This is a genomic window from Pseudoalteromonas sp. SR41-7 (assembly GCF_014163935.1).
Lineage (GTDB): Bacteria > Pseudomonadota > Gammaproteobacteria > Enterobacterales > Alteromonadaceae > Pseudoalteromonas > Pseudoalteromonas distincta.
Genome location: NZ_JACJEF010000003.1, coordinates 176,358 through 195,506 on the forward strand (window position 1 = coordinate 176,358; position 19,149 = coordinate 195,506).

Consider the following 19,149-nt stretch of genomic DNA (forward strand, 5'->3'; position numbering starts at 1 on the left):
TTTGTAACACTCTTTTAGTCGATTTTAATGCAGCTTAAATTATACTCAAGTTAACGAGTAATGAGGTGTTTTATATGAAAAAATTACTATTACAGATCAGTGGCGTGCTATTTATTTTACTAGGGTTATTTTTTGCGGTTGTACCAGGACCATCACTTATATTTTTTATGGCGGGTTTATTGTGTTTTTCGTTTTATTACCCTAAAGCGCGACATTACTTATCACTTTGCCAAAAGGCGTTAACTAAATCATGTGCTTATTTAGATAAAAAAATAGCCCGTTAATTTAACTTTTAATTGGGTATAAAAAAATGCCAGCAATACATTGCTGGCATTTTTTATAGCTTACCTATTTATTACTTTGCTAATTTTTTAGCTAGGTATAACCATGTTTCTATTACTGTGTCTGGATTGAGTGAAACAGAGTCAATGCCCTGCTCTACTAACCATGCTGCAAAGTCTTCGTGATCTGAAGGACCTTGACCACAAATACCTACGTACTTGCCTTTTTCTTTAGCTGTTTTAATTGCCATAGAAAGTAGTTTTTTAATTGCTGGGTTACGCTCATCAAATAAATGTGCGATTAAACCTGAATCACGATCAAGACCAAGCGTTAACTGTGTTAAATCGTTAGAGCCGATAGAAAAACCATCAAACATTTCTAAAAATTCATCAGCAAGTAATGCATTTGAAGGCAGCTCACACATCATGATTACTTTAAGACCATTTTCACCCCGTTTAAGGCCATGCTCTTCTAGTAATTCAATTACGCGTTTACCTTCTTCAAGGGTACGTACGAATGGGATCATGATTTCAATGTTTGCCATATCCATGTCGTTTCTTACACGTTTTATAGCTTCACATTCTAATGCAAAACAATCGCGGAAATCTTCAGAGATATAACGTGCGGCGCCACGAAAACCAATCATTGGGTTTTCTTCTTCTGGCTCGTATTGCTGGCCACCAACTAGGTTTGCGTATTCGTTTGATTTAAAATCAGACATACGCACAATTACACGCTCTGGTGCAAAAGCACAACCAAGCGTTGAAATACCTTCAACCAGTTTTGTTATGTAAAACTCTACTGGTGATTCGTAACCGGCAATCATGTCAGTAATTTCTGCTTTTAATGCATCTGTTTGCGCATCAAAATTTAATAACGCTTTAGGGTGAACGCCAATCATACGGTTGATAATAAATTCAACTCGCGCAAGGCCAACACCTGCATGCGGTAAGCGTGCAAAGTCAAAGGCGCGATCGGGGTTACCCACGTTCATCATTACTTTCATTGGTAGTTCTGGCATTTTATCAACGCGCGACGTTAGTATTTCAAAATCTAAAATACCTTCGTAAATAAAGCCGGTATCTCCTTCGGCGCACGATACTGTTACTTCTTGGCCCGCTTTAATTAAATCAGTTGCATTACCACAACCAACAACTGCCGGAATACCAAGTTCGCGTGCAATTATTGCCGCGTGACACGTACGGCCACCACGATTTGTAACTATCGCTGCTGCACGTTTCATGATTGGTTCCCAATCAGGGTCGGTCATATCGGTAACTAAAATGTCGCCTACTTGTACCTGGTCCATTTCTTTGATTGAATCAAGAACACGTACAACACCGCTACCAATTTTGTGACCAATTGCACGGCCTTCAACAAGTACATTACTTGTGCCATTTAATTGAAAACGTTCCATTACGTTTGAGTCTTCGTTTGAGCGGACAGTTTCTGGACGTGCTTGAACTATATATAGTTTGCCGTCGTTTCCGTCTTTTGCCCATTCGATGTCCATAGGACGACCGTAATGTTTTTCTATGATTACAGCTTGTTTGGCAAGATCTTGCACTTCTTCATCTGTAATCGAAAATTTATTAGAAAGCTCAGGGTCAACATCAACGATTTCTACTTGCTTACCATGTGCTTTGTCTTCTGAGTAAATCATTTGTATGGCTTTAGAACCAATATTACGACGTACTACTGAAGGTTTGTTTTTAAGGAGTGTTGGTTTATGAACATAAAATTCATCAGGGTTAACGGCGCCCTGTACAACCATTTCACCTAAGCCATAGCTTGATGTAATAAATACAACGTCTTCAAAACCAGACTCTGTATCAATACTAAACATTACGCCAGATGCTGATTTATCTGAACGTACCATGCGCTGTATACCTGCAGATAACGCTACACCACGGTGATCGTAACCTTGGTGAACACGATATGAGATTGCACGGTCATTAAATAATGAAGCAAATACGTGTTTAATAGCGACCATGACTGAATCGATACCGACAACGTTAAGGAAAGTTTCTTGTTGGCCTGCGAATGATGCATCTGGCATATCTTCAGCGGTAGCTGATGAACGTACCGCAAATGAAACATCTGCTGCAGTATCGCCATGGAGTTGGCTATATGCGTCGCGAATGGCTTGATCTAGGTTTGGTTGGAATGGTGTGTCGATTATCCATTGGCGGATATCGGCACCGACTTTAGCGAGTGTATTTACATCATCAACATCAAGTGTATCTAGGATGTCATGAATTTTGGCGGTGAGTCCTGATTGATCTAGAAACTCATTAAAAGCATCTGCGGTAGTTGCGAAACCACCCGGTACTTGTACACCTGCGTTTGCGAGGTTTGAAATCATTTCGCCAAGTGACGCGTTTTTACCGCCAACTCGAGGAACATCTTGCATACCAAGCTCTTGATACCAGAGAACGTATTCTTGCACGGATCTTTCTCCAAAAAAAACAAATTGTAGGTCTAACTGTGAGAGTTAAGAAAGAAAACCTTTTATAAAGGCCGTCATCATTCTACACTGGCAACAGTCCTCACGTAAACCGTGGGAAACCCATTTTAGGGATTTAAACGCAATAAAAAGGTTAATTATGAGAACTGCTTTTTATATATCAGATGGAACAGCAATTACTTCAGAGGTATTTGGGCATGCGACTTTGTCGTTGTTTCCTATCGATTTTAATCATAAAACAATTCCATTTGTAGAAACTGAAGAAAAAGCGCACGAAATTAAAGCTTTAATTAATGCAACCGCTGCAAAAACAGGTGAAAAGCCTTTCGTGTTTTTTACTTTTGTAAATCACAATTTAAGTGAAATTATAAAATCGGCTGATGCAGTTACGTATGATTTTTTAACTACGTATAGCGAAAAAATAGAAAAAGAGCTCAATGTAGCCCCTGTTCCAAAAATGCATCGTACGCATTCTATCCACGAAAAAAGTTATGATTTTAGAATTGATGCGGTTAACTATGCTCTTATGAATGATGATGGTGGAAATATTAAAAACTTTTCCGAAGCAGACATCATTTTAATTGGCGTTAGCAGAAGTGGTAAAACACCGACAAGCTTATACTTAGCACTGCAGTACGGCATTAAAGCGGCTAACTACCCTATTACAGAAGAAGATTTAGATAATGAAGGTTTGCCTAAATGTTTAGTCCCTTATAAACATAAGTTATTTGGACTGACGATTGACCCTGAGAGGCTTGCGGCTATAAGGCATCGACGTATGGCTAACTCTAAGTATGCTTCAATTAAACAGTGCCGTATTGAGGTGCGCGAAGTAGAAATGTTGTATAAGCGTCACAAAATAGCTTACTTTAATTCTACGCATCATTCTGTTGAAGAGATTTCTGCAAAAATACTGATAGAAACAGACTTGGAGCGACGTAAGTACTGACTTACTCATCAAATTTGAAATAAAAAAACCGCAACTAAGCGGTTTTTTTTGTATCAATAAATATTATTTACGTGCGTCTTTTAGTAAATCAGCTACTAAAAAGCCTAACTCTAATACTTGGTCGGCGTTAAGGCGAGGATCACACTGTGTTTTGTAACGCTGTGCTAAGTCATCGTCAGATAAACCGTAAGCACCGCCTGTACATTCTGTTACGTGCTGACCTGTCATTTCTAGGTGAACACCACCTGCGTATGAACCTTCAGCTTTGTGTACAGCGAAGAATTGACTGATCTCGCGCATGATATTATCGAAGTTACGCGTTTTGTAACCTGAAGTCGCTTTTTCAGTATTACCGTGCATTGGATCAGAACTCCAAATTACTTTACGGCCTTCTTGTTGAACTCTTCGTACTAGTGCTGGGAGTTTTTCTGGCAGTACGTCTGCACCCATACGTGTAATTAGCGTTAAACGACCAGGAATGTTATCTGGGTTTAATGCGTCAATTAAACGAATTAGGTCGTCTGGGTCCATACCTGGGCCAACTTTAACACCAATTGGGTTTTTAATGCCTTTAAAGAACTCAATATGTGCGTGGTCTAGTTGGCGTGTACGTTCACCAATCCAAACAAAGTGAGCAGAACAATCGTACCAATCACCCGATAAATGGTCGCGACGTGTTAGTGCCTCTTCGTAACCAAGTAGTAAAGCTTCGTGAGAAGTGTATAAATCGGTTTCTTTTAAGCTTGGTGCAATTGTAGAGTTAATTCCGCACACTTCCATAAACTCTAGTGCGTCTTGAATTTTATCTGCAAGTTGTTGGTATTTTTCTTTAAGTGGATTTGCAGCAACAAAGCCCATGTTCCAGCGGTTAACCTGATGAAGATCGGCTAGGCCACCTTGTGCAAATGCACGTAATAAGTTCAACGTAGCGGCACTGTGATGGTATGCAGTCATTAAACGTTGTGGGTCTGGAATGCGCGCTTCTTCTGTAAACTCAATATTATTAATAATGTCGCCACGGTAAGATGGTAAAGACACGCCATTAATTGTTTCTAAGTCTGCTGAACGAGGTTTAGCGTATTGACCAGCCATACGCGCTATTTTAACTACAGGGCATTTACCGCCATAAGTTAATACAACAGCCATTTGTAAAATTGTTTTGAATGTATCGCGAATATTAGCTGCATTAAAATCGCTAAACGACTCGGCACAGTCACCACCTTGAAGTAAAAATGCACGACCTTCGCACACGTCTTCAAGTTGTTTGAATAGGCTTCTTGTTTCTTCTGCAAAAACTAGAGGCGGAGCCGTTTTTAATTGGCCTTCTACTGATTTAAGTATTTCTTGATCTGGGTACTGTGGCTGCTGCAGTATTGGCAGCTCTCTCCAGCTATTTGGGTTCCACGATGACATAATTTTTCCTCATTCCTACATTACCTGATAAGAAGAAATTAACGTATGCAGACCCCTATGTTCAAGGACTAAATTCACTATTTTCCAATTATTTAGTTATGAGTTAAGTATAAAAGTAATTTTACTTAACTCAGGTGATTATATAACAATCACTTTAGTTTTATTTTAAATAAACTAAAGTGATTAAAAACATACAATTAGAGTTAATTAGTTTCAATTTTAACACATTGAGAATAAATAAAGCACAAGGGTATATTATATGTATTTTATATAAGAACACATCATACTTAAATTGCATCAAATGTAATCTTAACTTTACGGGCTAAATTAATTATTAACTAACAGGGACTATGTGCAGGCCTAAATATATGATATGGGATTTTTTGTTGCTCATTTATATGCACTTTAAACCTAGTAGAATGGCGCTGTTGATTATTCTGATGCCAGAATATACTTACAACTGACACAAGGTTAATCTGCTGATTCAGCACTCATCTTCCCACCCTGCCGACAGCGTTATTTAGCAAGTTGTCATAACTAAAAACTTAACTGCCAGTGATGCCTTAAATGACTCTCATGCAAAAAGCATGTATGACATTCTAAGCTTTTGGATGATAAACCCATAGACAAAACACGTTATAATATTAATAACTAATTAGAGAAACAACCAAAGCTAACACTATTATTTAGAACTTAACCGCACCAAGTTCATTTTACATCCCTCATTTATTACACTACATAGGCAATTAAGCTCTAAGCGGACTAACTCTTTAATCAATAAAACAGTACTAAATTACAGGAATAAGTAGAACCACTTACTCCAGAAAGAACACATCATACATAGTTTGCTTTTAATGCTATCTGAACGGTGAGTATTATTTTATTAAATATTTACTCAATGCAAAGTGCATGCAATAATATGGAGTTAGTAAGATGTGTTCTTTGAGGTGTGTCGTGGTTACTAAAGTGCAAATTAGGAGTCAGTTTGATTTAATGAACGAATTAACTTTAAGGTTAATTGAGGAATTAAACGAATGTGAGTTTTCCAAAGCAGAGTACTATCAGTTACCTGATGTAAGTAATTTAGATGAAAATAAGGTTCCTGAGTCCATACTTGTCTCTAAAATAACTGGAGCGCCGGCTCAAAAGGCAATTTTAAACTCCTTTTCTGACATTTATAAAAAATCGGGCTTAAGCAGTCGCGTGTTAAAAAGGCACCCTGGTTTACTTATTATTAAAAATGCAGATAAACAAGCTTTAAATAATCGTATAGCACAGGTTAACAAAGCTAAAGCTAGTTTCAAAGAGTGTATATTGGCAATTGATAATAACGATGCCCGATTTGAGGCTGTTCATAATGCAATACCAAATTTAATAACACTTGCTGCTTATCGTAAGATTCACAGTGAGAGTGAATCACCATTTTCTGTTAGGTTTACTTGGATGCACAAGCACGCAACTAAAACGTTGACTAAAAAAATGGCCCTCGAAATGCTCGACAAATCGGCCAGTTATCGAAATCCAAGAATGATAGATCAGCAAAAATGGCAATCACTTGTAGCTCAAGAACAATTACGGGTTGCTAGTTTAGGTGAAAAGGAAAAATTAAGAATTCGTCGCCCTACTCGTGTAAGCCCTCAAGTTAATGTGAGATACACAGCACAAAACCGCTATCATGTGAGCGCCGCATTACCATTTATTCTGATTAATCCAGAACCAGACGTTAAACTAGGTATCTTACCTGATTATAAAAAACCCGAAGCTCATCCTCGAAAACGTGAGTATGATTTTTTAGTTGATAGGCTATATTTAGAACAAGTTGACCGATAGCTATTATGTTAAAAAGGCCACAATATGTGGCCTTTTTAGTAAATATGTACAGTATTTAAAATAACGTTTATTATTTTTCTACTATCTCTTCTATTTTATCTTCATCAATTAACACTGCATTTTCAACAATACGTTTACCGCCTTGAATCTCAATGCGTTTGTTGTGTTTGTTCAATGTAAGTATTTCATCGCAAAACTGATCAGAGGGGTGCATTTCGTATGTGTAATCAATAATGTTACCAGTTTTGTCATCTTTGACGTTTGTAATGCTGTATTCTGATATAGCACCTTTTTCAATCAAATCTTTCATTGTGGTGGTCATATCACGACGAAGCGCTTTTAATTTATTTTCCGTAATATCATCAGTTGAATAAATAGATCCATATTTTTCCATAATAGAAAGTAATCTAAAATGATACGTTTTACCTGGAGCTGCATAACGCCAAAGGTGATACAAACGAAGCATCATCCAACGCGATAATCCCCGTTTTAGTTCTTGTGCACTATTAAAGTAATACCCTTTGTATTCAAGGTTATCAATCATGTTATGAACAAACGCATTTAAGCAGGCCACACACTTTACATTGCCGCCTTGACCTTTTTTACCACTAAAGTGAAGTGACGATAAAAAGTTCATATTTGACTCGTAAAACGAATCATCTATATCGGAGTTTTTAGTATCGGTTGCTGAATATTTAAATGAAAGTTTAGAACCTTGCAATGCTTCAAGTGACTCTTTAATTGCAGGATATGGCATTGACTGCCCTACCGCTTTGAGCTCTTGAGCTAATTCGTTCATAGAAAAAACAACCGCGTATTGAATACCGGACTTAAAATTAATTTTAACTATTTTGCCTTTAGAAGCTAAACGAATAAGTGCTCGTTCTACTTTTTCTTCTCTGTCCGATGGCCAAACAAGATACTCGATATCTTCACCATCTTTACGAGTACTGACAACAGCAGGGGTAATTTTTATCTCACCATCGTATAAAATACCATCTACTTTCTCTGATATTTTACGCGTAATGATTGTTTTTTTAGGCGCTTCTTCAAGTGGCAATTTTTTATAGCCAGAGCGAACAAAACGGCCCCACAAATCATAATGATTAAACGTGTTTGAATATGCACGTAAACCATGAGCTGCATTTTCAATAGAAATTCGCACGTCTTTGTTGTCTGTAAATAGTGCTAAACTTTCGTTATCAATTGCACTTTCCACCCCGTGGATTTGGCCCCTGAGTGTATCGGGCAAATTATCTACCGAGATGTTGACCTTTCGGCTCATTGTTCTTATTTCCATTTTTATTGCGACATCTAATAACAACACATTAAACAACAAAAGTTAAATGTTTAAGTTAGTATAAAAGTGATCTGACTTTAAATAAAACGTTTAGATCACTATTATACTAAGTAATGTACATAACTTGCGATTTCAGATCATATTTTTACTAACTAGGTCATCTCAAATCGGTTTTTTACTAACTCAGCTGTTATTTTGTCCATCACAATGGCTTTATTTTAAAATTTAGCACGACAAATTCATACGAAAATTAATATCCCTGTGGATAAAGGCTTATCGAGTTAGCATAGATCTGATCTGTACCAAGTACAGATCAGATCTATACTAATTAAACGTACCTATTGACGCTAAGCTTAGTGCATAACTTTATAATTTACTTAGTAAAAAATTGATCTCAAGGGCTTTTTTTGTTCATAACCTTATGCGCAACCTGTGTATAACTTGATTTAAAAAATAAGGCTTAGTAAAAAGGTGATCTGCAGGTAGATAAAGATCTGATCTTAACCAAGTATAACGCTGATCTGCTTTTTTTTATATTGTTTATATTAATCATAATGTTATGTGTTAATTTAAGGTCCTTAACCTTTACTACCTTATATATTTAACCACCTTTAAACTTCTTTATTTATACTAAGCAATATTAAAAGTGTAAAAGTATTTTTAAATGTCTTCTTTTTAAAATGCATGTCGTCTTAAATAGTTGTTTACAGCAATTTGAATGGACATTATACTAACTGCCTAACTTTGAGGAAAAAAGTATGTCTATCAATAATAACGCGCTAAGTACCTACCGGCTTCTAAAAGCAACTGCAGAAGTAGCTGAAAAATCTTTAGAAGGTCGTATTCAGCACTATCGTGCTCATCTTAAATCAGAAGAAAAAGAATTAAGAACTTATACGCAAAAAGCAGCTGCCGATTTATTAGGTTGTAATAATCGTACTTTAAAAAGACGTCATGACAACGGTGACTTTGATGATTTAAACATAAAACGCGGCGCCAATGGTCATTATGCTTACACATTAGTAAACATTTTTGCTATGGCTGATATTATGGATATTAAACCAGATCATCGTACTGGTGATGACAAACTGCAAGTTATTGTCATTAATTCTCTCAAAGGTGGCTGTGGCAAAACAACTAGCATGGTTAATATTGCAGCAGCGCTGGCAACTACAAATATTAAGCGCTATCGCATTGGTATAATTGATTTAGATCCTCAAGGTTCTTCTTCAAGCTTTTTTCCTTCAAGCGAGCATGACCCAATTACTGTTGGTGATTTAATGCGTGATTGTATAGATTTGGATGAGGGCGAAACATGGCCTGAATTTGTTTCAAACTCATTTTTACCAACGCATATCCCAAATATTCGTGTACTACCATCAGGTATGGACGATTTTTATTTTGAGCACGAAACTGCAACATTACTCAAAGACACCTCAAATTATGAGCAAACTCGTCATTACCATAAGTTACTTGAAAAAGTAATTAACCCTGTTAAAGACGAGTTTGATATTATATTAATAGATACAGCTCCAACTCTTAACTTTATGTTTTATAATGCATTAATGGCTTCTACTGCGATGCTTATCCCTGTTCATCCAGAAGCTGTAGACTTTGATGCTAATAATAAATATTTAAAACGACTAGGCGAGATTTACCATACCGTTGCGGCACTTGGCCATGAGGGATGGGATTTTATGCAGTTTTTAGTGACCAACTATGTAAAAGGTAATCACTCACAGCGCGATATTGTTAAAGATGTTCGTAGTGCATTCGGTCGCCAAGTTATGAGTTACCCAATCAACCACAGCTCGGCGATTACTGCTAGCTCTTCGTCTTTCAATACTATTTTTGATCAAAAAGCGTCAGACAGCTTAGCAAGCCGTGAATCACTAATGCGCGCTCAAGAAAATATTAAAGATGTGGTCGATGAGCTAGAAATGCTTATTCGTTCAAATTGGCAGTCAACTCAATCAACACTCAATACCCCTAAGTAAGGATGTTAAATAAAAATGGCTAAAAAACGTAAAAATGACACCCGCTTAGATCCTTTTGCAACAGCTGTAGGAAGTAGTAGCCTTGACGCATTACTTGAACAAGCAAATGCTGGTGATGTAATTCGCATGCCAGCACCGAGCGATCCTGAGCGCCAAATTACTCTTATTTGCAAAGTGATCGCACACGCTGACATTGAATCTACAACAGGTGTGTACGGTAAAAACCGCCGTGTACAAGCACTTCTTAACGAAAAGTCAGTATCGGATATTCTACCTGCCATTGCAGAGGATGGCCGTAATCAGCACCCTGCACTGCTTTGGGATCAGAGTGATAAAAGCTTAGTTTTAGCGGGTTCTCGCCGTCGTATGGCCTGTATTTTAGGTAACGCCGATTATTTAGTACTTAGTTCAAGTGACTTTACTGAGCAAGACGCTAAAATTTTAGCTGTATCTTCAGATCAATATATCGCTCCAAGTTTATGGGAGCTGGGACAAGCTTACCAGCAAACTAAAAATGAGCTTATTGAACAAGGTAAAAAAGGATCTTACAGAGAGATTGCTGCAATTGAAGGTGTATCACACACCGCCATTGCTGATGCTGTTAAAGCCTATGAACAAATACCTGCTGAAGTTATTGCACTCTACCCTACTGCGAATCACGTGGGTCGCGAAGTGGCTAAAAAACTCATGAGCGCAAAGGAGAGAGACCAAGAGGCGTTTAATCAACTTGTTAGTGACCTAGCTAGTGATGAAGAGCTAAACGCCATTACAAGTGACGACAAGCGTGCAATGGCAATCACCAAATGCCTAACTGCTGAGCCTCAAGTTGCTGTTAAACGTGAAGCTGTGCTTGAAAATAAGTTTGTATCGGTACAACGCAATTTAAAAAGTGGTGATGTGTCTATCAAAATCGACAATAAAGTGATGACAGACAAACGCTTAGAACAATTAACTAAGCTATTAAGTGTCTTTAATTAGTTAGTTAAATAATGATCTGTCAGACATATATACTTAGTTAAATACTGATCTGACAGATTGTTTTGTTAGTAAAAATCTGATCTTTACTAGCCTAATCCTACCTTAAATAATCATATTTTCTCTTCAAGATCACTTTTTTACTAACTAATCGCCCCCTTTTAGCTATTCGCTCTTGATTTATTATTATTGTTAGTAAAATTGTGATCTATAACGTGTCGTTTAATCTTTATATTTGTATGTAGTGCCTAATATTTTGCGAAATTTTATACTCATTTTTACCTATAAACCGATTTTTTACTAAGCTATCAGCTCCAACCAGTTTATATCTTGTTAATAGTACTTTAGCTCAGAGCACATAAGGCATATACTGGCAGAATTATTTTTAAAATTTAATGCTTAGAGTGACATGTCTGCTAACTTATCAAAAAATGATTTAATGGCTATTTTTGAAGAAATTAAAAATGAGCAGGCTACCCAGTTTCCTCTTTCTGAACGCTTTATTAAAAAACTTTTCCGCGAAAATGTCTTAGATAAAGGCAAAGAGTACTACAAGAAAGGTCAAATCACCTGGCTAGAGCATACCCCTAATTTTTCTGTTGTAGACTCTACCGTGCAAGTGGATAACGGATCATCATTTAACCAACGTATTGAGATCAGTAAAGTACCAACTGGTTATTCTGTTGATACACACTGTACGTGTAATGCAAAAACCAAATGCCGACATTTAGCTGCTATTTTGTTTAAGCTTAAAATAGAGCACTCTGGTGAATACGGTGAAGATTACTTCATTAATGATTGGTTTAGTGAATTAAGCGCTCTTAAAAGTGGTGATCAACATACGCCGTCGCAAGTATTATTATTTGTATTAGATATTGAAAATAACAAAGTATTTTTAACACCTAAAATAGCTAATTTTGAGACTAAAAAGAATTACACGTTAGGCCGAAACCTCACAGAGCAACAGTTAAATAGTTTCGTAACGCCAAATGATTTACTCGAAAGTGATTTTAGATTATTTAGTTGGATACGTTCACAAAATGCAGTAGGAAGTATTGAGCTAAAAGGCCAATGGGGCTTTAGTGCCCTACAACAATTGATAGCTACTGAACGCTTGTTTTTTCAGCGCTCTCGCGTGCCAATTAAAGCGCAATCTGGCCAAGCATTGAGTTTTAGTTGGGAGCAAGATAAAGATCTATCACAATTAGTTATTAAGCTTGAGCAAACCCAAAACTGGGCTTTATTAAAAACAACACCGCCTACTTATCTCGATTTAGATCATTTAAAAGCGGGTCGTCTTCGTACCCCATTGAGTGCAGACGAAATAGCGCATTTACAAACTATGCCTGCTTTGCATGACGCTAATTTTGACAGAATATATAAACAGCTTGCCGATAACTTTGGTGCAGGTGTTATACCGCACCCTACTAACTTGCAGCCAACGTTACCTAAGCTATCTAGTAATGCTGTTTTAAAAGTAACAATGGGCGAGCAAGGTTTATCACTTTCGCTGTTATTTAAGTATAAAAATAAAAACTATTTAGCTGGTTCTGCCCCAGCAAGTACTATAAATAGCGCATTTGAAAACACCGTAACTAACGAGCTAATCAATCTAGGGTTTGAATTTTGTAAAGGGGGTTTACAAAGTGAGCTTGTATTTACAAAGCAATCTCCTATCCATTTGCATTGGCTAATATACGAAGTATTCCCTGGCTTTAAGCAGCGTGGTTGGCAAGTCAGTGTAAGTAAAGTAACAAGCCCTAATCCACAATGTGAAGTGAGTTTACATGTACACCGTGCAGCAGGGCATCAAATGCACTGCAAAGTATTGTTGTGTGACGCAAAAGCATCGCTGTTGTTTACTAATGCTGATTCGCTTTATCAGTCATTGAATCGCCAAAGTGAACTGTTTTATTACTACCCGCTTGGCCGTCAATTTGGGGTTATTAATAAGTCTGCCATTAACTTATTAAACGAATTTAAAGAACGTTTTGAATTTGTAAAAACACGTGACGAATTTAATATTCCGCTTTCGTATTTACCTGAACTAGTAAAGCACACAGCTATTAACGTAGAGCTTCACGACGATTCACTTGAGCTATATTTACAAGAGTTAAATAATACCGATAAGGCAATGCCTAAGGTTTCATTACATGGCTTAAATGACTCAGTAACACTTCGTGAGTACCAACAGCAAGGCGTTGATTGGCTTAGCTTTTTAAAACGTCATCAATTAGGTGGTATTTTAGCTGACGACATGGGGTTGGGTAAAACACTCCAAGTTATTGCATTTTTAGCGAGTACATTTAATCGCCCACAAGCAGGCCCTACACTTATAGTGTGCCCAACTAGCTTGGTGAGTAATTGGAAAAACGAAATTACTAAGTTTGCTAAAAGTTTAAAAGTAACCACTATTTTTGGATCAAACCGTAACGATCCTTTACAACACTTAGCACAAGCGCAATGCATTCTTACTACATACCCGCTTTTAAAGCGTGATATTGCATATTATTCGCCATTATATTTTGAAAATATTATCCTCGATGAAGCACAATACATTAAAAACGATACCGCACAGGTCTCACGATTAGTTAAACGCTTAAATGCCGACTTTAAACTTTGTTTAAGTGGTACTCCAATCGAGAATAATTTACTTGAGCTTAAATCGTTACTCGATTTTGCTATGCCATCGTTACTTGGGTCTCAAGCCCACTTTAAGCAGCACTTTCAAACACCTATTGAGCGTGAAGCTGATATGCAGAGGGCTGAGCAGTTAAAAGCGTTAATTATGCCCTTTATAATGCGCCGCACTAAAGCACAAGTAGCGCAAGAGTTACCTGAAAAAACAGAGCTTACAAAAGAGTTTGAGTTTGAGCCTAAGCAAAAAGAAATGTATCAAGGCATTACACGTTCATTAGAAGAGAAGCTAATAGACTTATTTGCCGAACAAGGCGCACAAAAAAGTAAGCTTGCATTTTTAGAGGCGCTTTTAAAGTTAAGGCAAATTTGTTGCCACCCTAAATTAATAGATCCAGATACTCAAGCAGGCTCCGCTAAGCTTGAATGGTTAACAACACACTTACCGCTTATGCTAAGTCTGGGTCGTAAGATTATTATATTTAGTCAGTTTACATCGGCACTCGATTTAATAGCCCAACGCCTTGAAGAAATAAACATTAACTTTAGTATGCTTACAGGGCAAACGCGTCAACGAGATAAAGTAATCGACGAGTTTACCAGTGGTAAAACATCCGTGTTTTTAATTAGCTTAAAAGCCGGTGGAACAGGCCTTAACTTAACACAAGCAGATACCGTTATTCATTTTGATCCATGGTGGAATCCCGCAGTAGAAAAGCAAGCGACTGATAGAGCCTACCGTATTGGTCAAACTAATCCTGTATTTGTTTATAAGCTCATAATGAGTAACTCAATAGAGCAAAAAGTATTTAAAATGCAGCAAGACAAGCAAGCCCTTGTTGATGCATTATTTACTGATAAATCAATGAGCTTTACAAAGTTTGATGAGCAGCAAATGTTGTCATTAATTAAAAACTAAAAAAGATCTAAAAAGTTTTGATCTTTTTATGAACTTAATTAAAAAGCGGACGTCTATTATTATGCTTGTTGATTAATTGCAGTTAACACAAGCATCATGTTGATTTCCCATTTAGTTACTAATTTTAGTAATGATTGAGCCAGCCCATTTTGAGTTGGCTTTTTTTATGTCTAAAATTTAGCGTGCAGTACTTATTTTAAAAGTTTTTATTTTTTTATGAACTTAATTCAAAAAGACGCGTCTACTATTATGCTTGTTGATTAATTGCAGTTAATACAAGTTTTCATGTTGATTCCCTATTTAGTTACTAATTTTAGTAATGATTGAGCCAGCCCATTTTGAGTTGGCTTTTTTTATGTCTAAAATCTAGCGTTCAGCACTTATTTTAAAAGTTTTTTATTTTTTTTGAACTTAATTAAAAAAGACGCGTCTACTATTATGCTTGTTGATTAATTGCAGTTAATACAAGTTTTCATGTTGATTCCCCCTATTTAGTTACTAATTTTAGTAATGATTGAGCCAGTTCATTTTGAACTGGCTTTTTTTATGCCCATAATTTGATTTGTTTAAATCAACCCGAATAAAAATAAATGATCTTCCGCAAATTAATTTGAATTAATTATTTTGTTATCCGGTCTACTCTAATGCCTGTTGTTATATAGCCTCACCTAATAATATTAGTTATTTTGGTGATTATGTATTTAAGTTGCAGCTTGCTCGGGCACATGTTGATTATCCCTTTGATTACTTAACTTAGTAATATTTGACCAGCTTATTTTAAGCTGGTTTTTTTATGTCTGTAATTTCTTAACTCCCCTACTTCTGTTGTTGGTTATTGGTTATGATGGCATGTCTCTAAATTTTATAAGTTTATTTTATGCTCACTCAAGTACTCACTAATATTGATTGGTTAAGCGCTGGTGCTGGTGTTGCTTTAGGCGCCCTATTTTACGGCGCTGTATCAACACGGCTTCGCAAAAAGCTACATCTACAAATAAGCGAACAGCAGCAACAGCTTTCCCTGTTACAAAACCAATTTGATAATAAAGAGCTGCAATACAGCGCCTTGCTAGAAGATCATGAACTGCTAGAACATACTCACCAAGAGCAGCGCGATGAAGCGCAGCATTTTAAAACCCGTTTTAGCGAACAAGAAAAACAAAGCATTCAATACAATCACTTTTGGCGTAAAGCCGAAGGCGAGCTGGCAGCGCTTCGTGAACAATACAATCAGCGCGATGTTGAATATAATAATATGCGCACTACCCTTGAGCAAAAACAGCAAAACTTTAGCGAGCAACTCGCGCAAATTGAGCAAAGTAAAAATACGCTCAAAAAAGAGTTTGAAAACCTAGCCAATAAAATTCTAGAAGAAAAATCACAAAGCTTTAAAACCTTAAATCAAGAAAGCATTGAGCAATTATTAAAACCAGTTCAAGGCGAGCTAAAAGGCTTTAGAGAAAAAATGGAATCAATGCACGTTGAAGACATAAAACAACGGACTGCGCTTAAAACCGAGCTACTGCATTTGCAAGCTAAAAGCCAAGCTATAACAGATCAAGCCGACAAGCTCAGTAACGCCCTACAAGGGCAAAAGAAAACCCAAGGTAATTGGGGCGAGCTTATGCTCGAAAACGTATTAGATAGTGCTGGCTTACGTGCAGGCGTTGATTATAAGCGCGAAGTGTCGTTTAACACTGAAGATGGCCGCTTACGCCCTGATGTAGTTGTGTACTTACCACAGGGTCGCCACTTAGTTATTGATGCTAAAACTTCATTAAATGCCTATACACGCTACGTGAATGCTGAAAATGATCTAGATGCTAATCAAGCAATTAAAGAGCATGTAAACGCCGTTACAGCGCGTATTAATGAACTTGCGAGTAAATCGTACGACCGCTTACCAGGTATTAACTCGCCAGAAGTGGTGGTTATGTTTGTACCAATAGAATCAGCTTTTGTAGAAGCACTCAAATATCAAAGCGATATTTACCAACAAGCAATCGAAAAAAATATACTGGTAGCTACACCCACGACTTTGCTTACTAGTTTAAATATTGTTAAACAGTTATGGCGTTTTGAAGAGCAAACTAAATACTCAAAAGAGCTGGCAAGTCGAGCGGAGCGTTTTTATAACAAGCTCAATGGTTTTTTATTGAGTATGGAAGGTGTAGGTAAGCAGCTTGATAAAGCGAAAGAAAGTTATGATAAAGCATTTTCGCAGCTATACCGTGGTAAAGGTAATTTAATTAAACAAGCATCAGAGTTTAAAGAGCTTGGTGTATCGGTACAAAAAGAGTTACCTAGTGAGAGCGTAGAACGTGCTCAATTAGAATTAGATTAACCCTGATTTATTTTTTATTTAGTTTATGTAAGTTAAACCTTAAGGGTATTTATGAATAATAAGATTGTAGGAATTGTTTTAATCGTTATAGGTATCGCTTTAATTATGTGGGGATACGACGTGTATGATGCGGCGGCTTCGCAGCTTAGCCGTGCATTTAGTGGCGACACACCAATAGAAGCATGGGCGGGTATTATTGGCGGTGCCATCTGTGTGTTAATTGGTATTAAAAAGCTCAAGTAACCTGAACTTGAATAATTGATCTATTTAAGCAGCTATTTTCAGCGCTAACTACGTTGAATTTAGTTGCAATTTGCTGCACTGCACAGTGTTACTTGGCAAGATAAAACTCTTACAGGGCTTGCCAGCAATGGCATTGTGAAAGAGTAAAATACGCCGTGTATTGCAAGGCAAACCTTCAAAAATAAACGCTTCAGTAATATTTACCCCAATTATTTCAACTACGCTCGGTTAAATTAGCCAATTATTGCCGCAATCGCTTTGCTAGTGAAATTATTTGTGCATCTTTAATTTATTGCGGTTTTGTCTACTAATTTGTACACATCTAATAAATGTAACCATTTTATGTTGTATAAATGAGTATTAAAGCGTGCACCAATTTGGAAGTATGCTTTTTTATCAAGCTATTAAAGTGCACTGTTTTGTGCATTTAAAAGGACTATACGAGTAAAGAAAATAATCAGTTATAAATGTTAATTCAAACGTCTATTCAGTGTTTGTTAATTTAACTATCTTATTGATAGTATTGTCATTTATGATATTTTCCTTGCTTGAGTTTGGTTGTTATTTATACTAGCTTAGAGCGTAGATATTTAACCTACTCAAGGAGAATAGTCACATGGTATCTCGCAGAAATTTTATTAAAGCAGGGGCTGCTTTAAGTTTAGGCTCTATTTTTAGTGCTTCAGCTTTGGCTGAGCAACTAAAGGTAAAAATGTCTAACGGCAGTGTTATGCAAACTAAAGGCTCAATAGATAAAAGCGCTGCTCTACCCACAAACGATGTTACTAACGCTAAGCATTACCGGCCGGAATCAAGAATGGGCTTGGGCGGCCTTGCCGCCGGGAATGGCTTTAATACTATATCAAGCGATACAGAAATTTTAACAATGCTAAATGCAGCATGGGATTCTGGTATTCGTCATTTTGATACATCACCTTTTTACGGTTTGAGTTTAAGCGAAAGGCGCTTCGGTGATTTACTTCGAAACAAAAAGCGTGAAGATTATGTTTTATCCTCAAAAGTAGGTCGCCTTCTTACCCCTTCAGCAGAGCCTTTAGAAAATAGTTGGCATTGGGCTGATCACTCACCGTTTCATTATAAGTATGATTATTCAGCCTCAGGCACGCGCCGTTCAATAGAAGATACTTTGCATCGTATTGGTGTCGCCTCACTCGATATTGTCTATATTCACGATTTATCACCACAAAACAGCGATATGGGAGATGACTGGCTTAAGTATTTTGATCAAGCGGCTAAAGGTGCTATTCCTGAGCTGACTAAAATGCGTGATGAAGGAATAATTAAAGGCTGGGGTTTTGGAGTAAATACACCTCATGCTGTTTATAAAGCGCTTGATATGTCAGACCCAGATATTTGCTTACTAGCGCTACAGTATTCAATTTTAGATCACAAGCAGGCACTTGATAAAACCTTTCCTATGCTTGATAAACGAGGTATTTCAGCAGTCATTGGTGCGCCGCTTAATGGTGGTTTTTTAGCCGGTCGTAACCGCTTTAATTACTCGCCTAAAATTCCAGGGCCTATGCAGCAAAAGTTTAATGCAATAAGCGACATTGCATCTAAACATGGGATTGATATTAAAACAGCTGCACTGCAGTTTGCAGAGGCGCCTTCAACGGTATCCTCAATTATTCCTGGGGCACGCACGGAGGAGCAAATTAAAGCTAATGTAGCCTCAATGAAGGTTACTATTCCGGATGCGTTTTGGAGTGAGTTAAAAGCTAAAAACTTGATTGAACAAAACGCGCCAGTGTAAGTTGGCTATTTAGGTG

General features: G+C 37.1%; 12 protein-coding genes. 9 read left to right on the plus strand and 3 right to left on the minus strand.

Annotated features, from left to right (window positions below; genetic code table 11):
• Positions 1 to 74 precede the first annotated feature (74 nt).
• The gene (locus tag H5092_RS05410; RefSeq protein WP_182692823.1) at positions 75 to 284 is read left to right on the plus strand and encodes a PGPGW domain-containing protein; all 210 of its coding nucleotides are present in this window, start codon (positions 75 to 77) and stop codon (positions 282 to 284) included.
• 71 nt (positions 285 to 355) lie between these two features.
• On the opposite strand, the gene ppsA is transcribed toward H5092_RS05410, so the two are convergent.
• Entirely contained in the window at positions 356 to 2,731 is a 2,376-nt protein-coding gene (ppsA, locus tag H5092_RS05415) for a phosphoenolpyruvate synthase (RefSeq protein WP_182733046.1), read from the minus strand.
• A 157-nt stretch (positions 2,732 to 2,888) separates the two neighbouring features.
• Between ppsA and H5092_RS05420 the strand changes: the two genes are divergently transcribed.
• Positions 2,889 to 3,698 carry a pyruvate, water dikinase regulatory protein gene (locus H5092_RS05420; protein WP_007583184.1) on the plus strand — a complete coding sequence of 270 codons (810 nt, stop codon included), beginning with the start codon at positions 2,889 to 2,891 and terminating at the stop codon, positions 3,696 to 3,698.
• A 63-nt stretch (positions 3,699 to 3,761) separates the two neighbouring features.
• Here H5092_RS05420 and H5092_RS05425 read toward each other — a convergent pair whose 3' ends face one another.
• The gene (locus H5092_RS05425; RefSeq protein ID WP_024596521.1) at positions 3,762 to 5,111 is read right to left on the minus strand and encodes a class II 3-deoxy-7-phosphoheptulonate synthase; all 1,350 of its coding nucleotides are present in this window, start codon (positions 5,109 to 5,111) and stop codon (positions 3,762 to 3,764) included.
• Positions 5,112 to 6,065: 954 nt separating this feature from the next.
• Here H5092_RS05425 and H5092_RS05430 point away from each other — a divergent pair.
• Positions 6,066 to 6,941: a DNA replication terminus site-binding protein gene (locus H5092_RS05430; RefSeq protein WP_182733047.1), complete on the plus strand. Its 876-nt coding sequence runs from the start codon at positions 6,066 to 6,068 to the stop codon at positions 6,939 to 6,941.
• A 70-nt stretch (positions 6,942 to 7,011) separates the two neighbouring features.
• Here H5092_RS05430 and H5092_RS05435 read toward each other — a convergent pair whose 3' ends face one another.
• Positions 7,012 to 8,226, minus strand: coding sequence for a hypothetical protein (locus tag H5092_RS05435; protein ID WP_024596523.1), 1,215 nt, complete (start codon positions 8,224 to 8,226; stop codon positions 7,012 to 7,014).
• A 773-nt stretch (positions 8,227 to 8,999) separates the two neighbouring features.
• Between H5092_RS05435 and H5092_RS05440 the strand changes: the two genes are divergently transcribed.
• From H5092_RS05440 to H5092_RS05465, 6 genes are all read left to right on the plus strand, one after another.
• Complete coding sequence (locus tag H5092_RS05440) at positions 9,000 to 10,238, plus strand: AAA family ATPase (RefSeq protein ID WP_024596524.1); 1,239 nt, start codon at positions 9,000 to 9,002, stop codon at positions 10,236 to 10,238.
• A 15-nt stretch (positions 10,239 to 10,253) separates the two neighbouring features.
• Positions 10,254 to 11,216 carry a transcriptional regulator gene (locus tag H5092_RS05445; protein WP_182733048.1) on the plus strand — a complete coding sequence of 321 codons (963 nt, stop codon included), beginning with the start codon at positions 10,254 to 10,256 and terminating at the stop codon, positions 11,214 to 11,216.
• A gap of 406 nt (positions 11,217 to 11,622) precedes the next feature.
• A complete protein-coding gene (locus tag H5092_RS05450) occupies positions 11,623 to 14,769 on the plus strand; it encodes a DEAD/DEAH box helicase (protein ID WP_182715978.1) in 3,147 nt (1,048 codons plus the stop codon).
• Between the two features lie 877 nt (positions 14,770 to 15,646).
• Positions 15,647 to 17,113, plus strand: a complete 1,467-nt coding sequence (rmuC, locus tag H5092_RS05455; protein WP_024596527.1) for a DNA recombination protein RmuC — start codon at positions 15,647 to 15,649, stop codon at positions 17,111 to 17,113.
• A gap of 51 nt (positions 17,114 to 17,164) precedes the next feature.
• Positions 17,165 to 17,356 carry a DUF3185 family protein gene (locus H5092_RS05460; RefSeq protein WP_024596528.1) on the plus strand — a complete coding sequence of 64 codons (192 nt, stop codon included), beginning with the start codon at positions 17,165 to 17,167 and terminating at the stop codon, positions 17,354 to 17,356.
• A 616-nt stretch (positions 17,357 to 17,972) separates the two neighbouring features.
• The gene (locus H5092_RS05465; protein ID WP_024596529.1) at positions 17,973 to 19,133 is read left to right on the plus strand and encodes an aldo/keto reductase; all 1,161 of its coding nucleotides are present in this window, start codon (positions 17,973 to 17,975) and stop codon (positions 19,131 to 19,133) included.
• The last annotated feature ends 16 nt before the right edge of the window (positions 19,134 to 19,149 follow it).

Coding starts and splice junctions, on each gene's coding strand:
- H5092_RS05410 (WP_182692823.1), top strand. CDS start 75: ATGAAAAAATTACTATTACAGATCAGTGGCGTGCTATTTATTTTACTA.
- H5092_RS05445 (WP_182733048.1), top strand. CDS start 10,254: ATGGCTAAAAAACGTAAAAATGACACCCGCTTAGATCCTTTTGCAACA.
- H5092_RS05425 (WP_024596521.1), bottom strand. CDS start 5,111: ATGTCATCGTGGAACCCAAATAGCTGGAGAGAGCTGCCAATACTGCAG.
- H5092_RS05460 (WP_024596528.1), top strand. CDS start 17,165: ATGAATAATAAGATTGTAGGAATTGTTTTAATCGTTATAGGTATCGCT.
- rmuC (WP_024596527.1), top strand. CDS start 15,647: ATGCTCACTCAAGTACTCACTAATATTGATTGGTTAAGCGCTGGTGCT.
- H5092_RS05465 (WP_024596529.1), top strand. CDS start 17,973: ATGGTATCTCGCAGAAATTTTATTAAAGCAGGGGCTGCTTTAAGTTTA.
- H5092_RS05435 (WP_024596523.1), bottom strand. CDS start 8,226: ATGAGCCGAAAGGTCAACATCTCGGTAGATAATTTGCCCGATACACTC.
- H5092_RS05450 (WP_182715978.1), top strand. CDS start 11,623: ATGTCTGCTAACTTATCAAAAAATGATTTAATGGCTATTTTTGAAGAA.
- H5092_RS05440 (WP_024596524.1), top strand. CDS start 9,000: ATGTCTATCAATAATAACGCGCTAAGTACCTACCGGCTTCTAAAAGCA.
- H5092_RS05420 (WP_007583184.1), top strand. CDS start 2,889: ATGAGAACTGCTTTTTATATATCAGATGGAACAGCAATTACTTCAGAG.